The sequence below is a fragment of the Streptomyces sp. NPDC001985 genome, assembly GCF_040296845.1.
GTDB lineage: Bacteria > Actinomycetota > Actinomycetes > Streptomycetales > Streptomycetaceae > Streptomyces.
Genome location: NZ_JBEOYB010000162.1, coordinates 1 through 4,866 on the forward strand (window position 1 = coordinate 1; position 4,866 = coordinate 4,866).

The following is a 4,866-nucleotide window of genomic DNA, read 5'->3' on the forward strand; positions in this document are numbered from 1 at the left end:
GACGTCATGACGGCTTCGGTACGCAGCGGGTTGATCTCCGAGACGGCGCCGACGAACGTGGTCTTGCCCACGCCGAATCCGCCCGCCACCACGATTTTCGCGCTGGTGGTGGAGCGGGCAGCCCCGCCGCTAGAGCTTGCGAAGTCCACTGAGCACCCTTTCGAGCAGTGTCACATCTGGCTGACCGCCGGCGGCCTCGTCGCCGCCTGGCTGGTGAATGGCGACGAGGCCGGCCTCCGCCAGATCGGCGACGAGAATCCGGGCGACGCCGAGGGGAATATGGAGGAGCGCCGAGATCTCGGCCACCGACTTGATCTCGAAGCAGAGCCGGCAGATCCGCTGGTGCTCGGGCAACTGCCCTTGCAGGCTCATCGGATCGGCCGTGGTACTGACCAGCGCCTCGATGGCGAGCTGGTAGCGCGGCCGGGTCCGTCCGCCGGTCATGGCGTACGGACGCACCAGCGGGTTGAGCGCGTTCTGGTGGTACGGGGGCTCGGGAGCCGCCCGCCGCTGTTGCTGGTAGTGCTGCTGCTCGTACGGCTGCCGCTCGTACGAGGAGGCGTAGGGCTGCTGGGCGCCGTGTCTGTCCGGCGCGGAGGGAGAGCTGTAGCGATGCCGGGAGCGCTCGTCGGGCATCCGGTGAGCACCGCCGTCATACGGGCGTCCGCCCGGGGGTGTTGCCACGTTTCCTCCTCCGACTGCGAGTCGCCGGTTCCCGTCCCTGTGGAGCCGCGCCACCGCACCCTATGGTGCGGTGGCGTGAAACGCACTGTCTGCCAGTTAGTTGAGAAGACTGCCCTGAAGTTCCGCGCGGAGGTCCGGCGTCAGGACGTTCCCGGCCCGGTCCACCAGCAGGGCCATCTCGTATCCCACCAGGCCGATGTCGGCCTCCGGGTGGGCGAGCACGGCCAGTGAGGAACCGTCGGAGATGGACATGATGAACAGGAAGCCCCGCTCCATCTCCACGACCGTCTGGTTGACGGCCCCGCCTTCGAAGATCCTCGACGCCCCCGCGGTCAGCGAGGTCAGACCGGAGGCGACAGCCGCCAGCTGATCGGCTCGGTCACGCGGGAATCCCTCGGACATCGCCAGCAGGAGTCCGTCGGCGGAGACCACCACCGTGTGGGACACCCCGGGGGTGTTGTCCACGAAGTTGGTGATCAACCAGTTCAGATTCTGCGCCGCCTGGCTCATCGGGCTCACACTAACGCTCCTGGTTGTAGGTACTGCCCGGGCCACTGGTGTGATCGTAAGTGGCCGGTCCGTTCGTGTCCGCCCCCGCACTGCGCCCCCGCTGGACACCGCGGCGCAGGTTGCTCAATCTGCCGCGCACATCCTCCGGGGCCCGGGAGATCGGGGGACCCTGCTGAGTGGTCTGCTCCGCGGCGCCCTCGATGAGATTGGCCTTGGGCACCCGCCTCGGCAGCCCGGACGAGGTGACCCCGCCCGCCTTGGGCTCCCGCAGCTTCTCGGCCCGCTGCCAGCGCTCGTCGTTGGCGGAGCGCCAGTCCGCGGGGCCGGCGGGCGCGCTCTCCTCGCCCGTCCCCTCGGGCCGGTCGCCCGCCGGTGCCGGCGGGACCTCCGCCACGGGCTGCTGCCACTGCTGCTGGGGCTGGGACTGCTGCGCGGGCTGCGGCTGCTGCTGGGAACCGCGGCGCGGCAGACCGGCCTCGGTCAGCTGGTGGCCGCCGCCCGAGGAGCGGCCCGGACGGTCGAAGCCTACGCGCTCGGGGCCGGTCGTGGGGCCGCCGGAAAGCGTGGAATTCGACTCCGGTTCTGGCTGGAAATTCGGCTCAAACGTGCTGGGGTAGGAGGTCTGATCCGTCCAGTCGCCCTGGTGGGGCTGGGTGCCGAAGTGGCCTTCGTACTGCGGCTGAGCACTCTGCCGCGGCTGAGGGACAGCCTCCGCATAGCCTTGGGCCGAAGATCCCGCAGGCCCCTGCTGCCCGGTCCGGTACCCGGCGTCGGGATAGCCGTCGCCGAGGTGGCCGGGGTAGGCCGCAGGAGCGGGCTCCTGCGGGGTGAAGCCCTGGTCCGGGTAGTTCCCGCCGCCGAAACCGGCCGCGTAACCGCCCTGCTCGTAAGGCTGCTCCCGGGGCTGGTGGCCGGGGCGCTCGCCGCTGTGCGACTGCGCCTCCAGTGCCGCCCGCCGCTCCTCGCGCTTCAGTGAGCGGTTGACAGGGTCCAGCCGGGGCGTGCCTGCGGGCGTCTCCTCGTAGCGGGAGTCGTCGAAGCCCAGCTCCGCCGCGGTGAGCATCGGCGGCCCGGAGAAGGACGGCTGCTCCGGGATGATCTGGGAGACGGTGAAGTCGTCGCTGGGCAGCGGCTCGCCACCGCCGCCATGGGTGATCGCGTCCGGGAGCATCACCAGCGAGGTGGTGCCCGCCTGCTCGCCCGAGGGGCGGAGCTGGACCCGGATGCCGTGCCGGTCGGAGAGCCGGCCGACCACGAAGAGGCCCATGCGCTGGGAGACGGCCGCGTCCACCGTCGGCGGGTTGGCCAGCTTGTGGTTGATGTCCGCGAAGTCCTCGGCGGTCAGCCCGATGCCCTTGTCATGGATCTCGATCATGATCCGGCCGTCCGGGAGCCGGGTGGCCGTCACCCGGACCTTGGTCTGCGGCGAGGAGAAGGCGGTGGCGTTCTCCAGCAGCTCCGCGAGCAGATGGACGAGGTCGGTCACGGCCTGGCCGTGGATGTCCGTCTCGGGGACCCCGGTCAGCTCGATGCGCTCGTACGACTCCACCTCGGACGAGGCGGCGCGCAGCACGTCGACCAGCGGGACGGGCTGGTTCCAGCGCCGGCCCGGCTCCTCGCCCGCGAGGACGAGCAGGTTCTCGCCGTTGCGGCGCATCCGGGTCGCGAGGTGGTCGAGGCGGAAGAGGGCGGCCAGCTGGTCCGGGTCGGCCTCGCTGTTCTCCAGATCGCTGATCAGGGTCAGCTGGCCCTCGATCAGCGACTGGTTGCGCCGGGAGAGGTTGGTGAAGATGGCGTTGACATTGCCCCGCAGCATCGCCTGCTCGGAGGCGAGCCGCACGGCCTCGCGGTGCACCTGGTCGAAGGCGCGGGCGACCTCGCCGATCTCGTCCTGGGTGTCGATCGGGATCGGCTGCACCCGGGTGTCCACCCGGCCGGGCTCGGTACGGGAGAGCTGGTCCACCAGGAGCGGCAGCCGCTGCTCGGCGATGGCGAAGGCGGCGGTGCGGAGCTGCTGCATGGAGCGGCTCATCTGGCGGGCCACGGCCCCGGCCAGGACGAAGGCCACGAGCAGCGAGACCACGGTGATCAGGGCGTTGACGATCGCGTCCTGCCGGGCGTCGTCCGCGATGGCCACGGCCTCCTCGACGGCCCGGTCGACGAGGTCGCCCTCGACCTCGCTGTAGGCGTCGAACTTGGCGGTGGCGACCGCCATCCAGGTCTCGGCGGTGATGTCCTCATCGGCCAGCTTCGACGGCTTGGCGCCGGTGCCGATCCGCTCGGCCATACCGGTGAAGGAGGACTTGCGCGCCTCGGGCGGGGTCAGCCCGCTCTCCTGGAGCTTCTTGACCGCCGCCCGCTCCTTGGTCGAGGTGACCGACTGGAGCCGGTCCGTATCGGCCTGGGTGCCGCCCGAGACGAACTCGGCGATGGCGATCTGCTCAAGGTAGTTGTACGAATTGAAGGCGATGGTCTGCTTGGCGAAGACATCGCGCTTGTCGCTCGGGCGGACCAGAAGGTGCGTACCAATGGAGCGCTGAAGGGATTCGGCGGCCTTGGCGAGTTGAATGGCGTAGACCATGCGACCGTAACTGGTCACATTTCCGGTGCCGAGCCCCAACTCGTTGGCGAACTCCATGAGGGAGTGCTGCACCTGGACATAGCCCTCTTCGGTGGCCACCGGGTCGAGGCTGGTGGTGTAGGCGGCCTCGCGGAGCTTCTTCAGCCCCGGCTCCTCCTCGCGGAACAGTTCGAGCCTGCGCTCCAGGCCCTCCCCGGGCGGCAGCTCCCGCACGGCCTCGTCGAAGGCCTTCTTCGCCTCGTCGGTGGCGGTGTACGCCCTGGTGACCTCGGGGGCGCGGCGCGCCGCGGGGGTGGTGGCGGTGAGCAGCGGCTGCGCGGTGAGGTCGCGCTCGTCGAGCAGCGCCTCGCCGTACTGCGACGCGGCGCGCACGATCAGCGCCGTCCGCTCCGCGTTCTGCGCCTCGTCCCAGGTGTCGATCGAGCCCTTGACCTGAAAACCTCCCATGACCAGGCCCACGAGCACCGGGATGAGGAGGATGGCGTTCAGCCGCGCGGGCACCCGCCAGTTCCGCGGGGAGAACCGGCTGCTGGAGCCGGCCGGGGCCGGCGCGGCCGTCGGCTCGGCGGCAGGGGGTGCCGCTGCGCGCGGCGGCGGGGTGAAGTTGCCCCGTGCCTGCTGCTCCGCGGAGCCCTGCTTGCTTCGCCTCACTCGACCAACAACCTCTCGGCGTCGGCACCTACGCTGTGCCGTGTTTCGTTCGGAGCCGTACTACTCAGAAGTCCGTCGAATTTCAGCATGTGGAGTGGGTCCGTTCCAAACAGTTGGAATCAGCCATTCCCAGGGATCGTACCCGCAGATAAAACGGGCATAAAGAGCGAGCCCTTTCAAAAGGCGATGGAAATGTGAGCGCAGCGGTACCGGGCGTATGCATCGAGTGTCCGAACCACGGTAATTCTCTGTCGAAACGTTATGAACACGGGGGCGGGCCGTGTCAAAGGACACAGTCCGCCCCGCGCATAACTACGACAACTGCCGTACGTCTCTGTCTACTTGAGCCGGGCCATGAGGGCGTGTTCGACGAGGGTGATGAGGGCGCTTTTGGCGTCGGCGCGGTGGCGGGCGTCGGTGGTGATGATGGGGGTGTCGGG

General features: G+C 69.6%; 3 protein-coding genes and 2 pseudogenes. All 5 read right to left on the minus strand.

All coding sequences use genetic code 11. The features are described from left to right. Window positions 1-149, minus strand: a pseudogene (locus tag ABT122_RS33215) (ATP-binding protein); the annotation flags it as partial. Beyond that, the gene (locus ABT122_RS33220) at window positions 130-684 is read right to left on the minus strand and encodes a DUF742 domain-containing protein (RefSeq protein ID WP_351559862.1); all 555 of its coding nucleotides are present in this window, start codon (window positions 682-684) and stop codon (window positions 130-132) included. The pseudogene ABT122_RS33215 and the gene ABT122_RS33220, both read right to left, overlap by 20 nt. 96 nt (window positions 685-780) lie before the next feature. Beyond that, window positions 781-1,194, minus strand: a complete 414-nt coding sequence (locus ABT122_RS33225) for a roadblock/LC7 domain-containing protein (RefSeq protein ID WP_009997645.1) — start codon at window positions 1,192-1,194, stop codon at window positions 781-783. Window positions 1,195-1,204: 10 nt separating this feature from the next. Continuing rightward, window positions 1,205-4,426, minus strand: a complete 3,222-nt coding sequence (locus ABT122_RS33230; RefSeq protein WP_351559864.1) for a sensor histidine kinase — start codon at window positions 4,424-4,426, stop codon at window positions 1,205-1,207. 338 nt (window positions 4,427-4,764) lie between these two features. After that, window positions 4,765-4,866, minus strand: a pseudogene (locus ABT122_RS33235) (ATP-binding protein); the annotation flags it as partial.

Bases quoted from the DNA above. Each gene is read 5' to 3' on its own strand.
- ABT122_RS33225 (WP_009997645.1), bottom strand. From the start codon at position 1,194: ATGAGCCAGGCGGCGCAGAATCTGAACTGGTTGATCACCAACTTCGTG.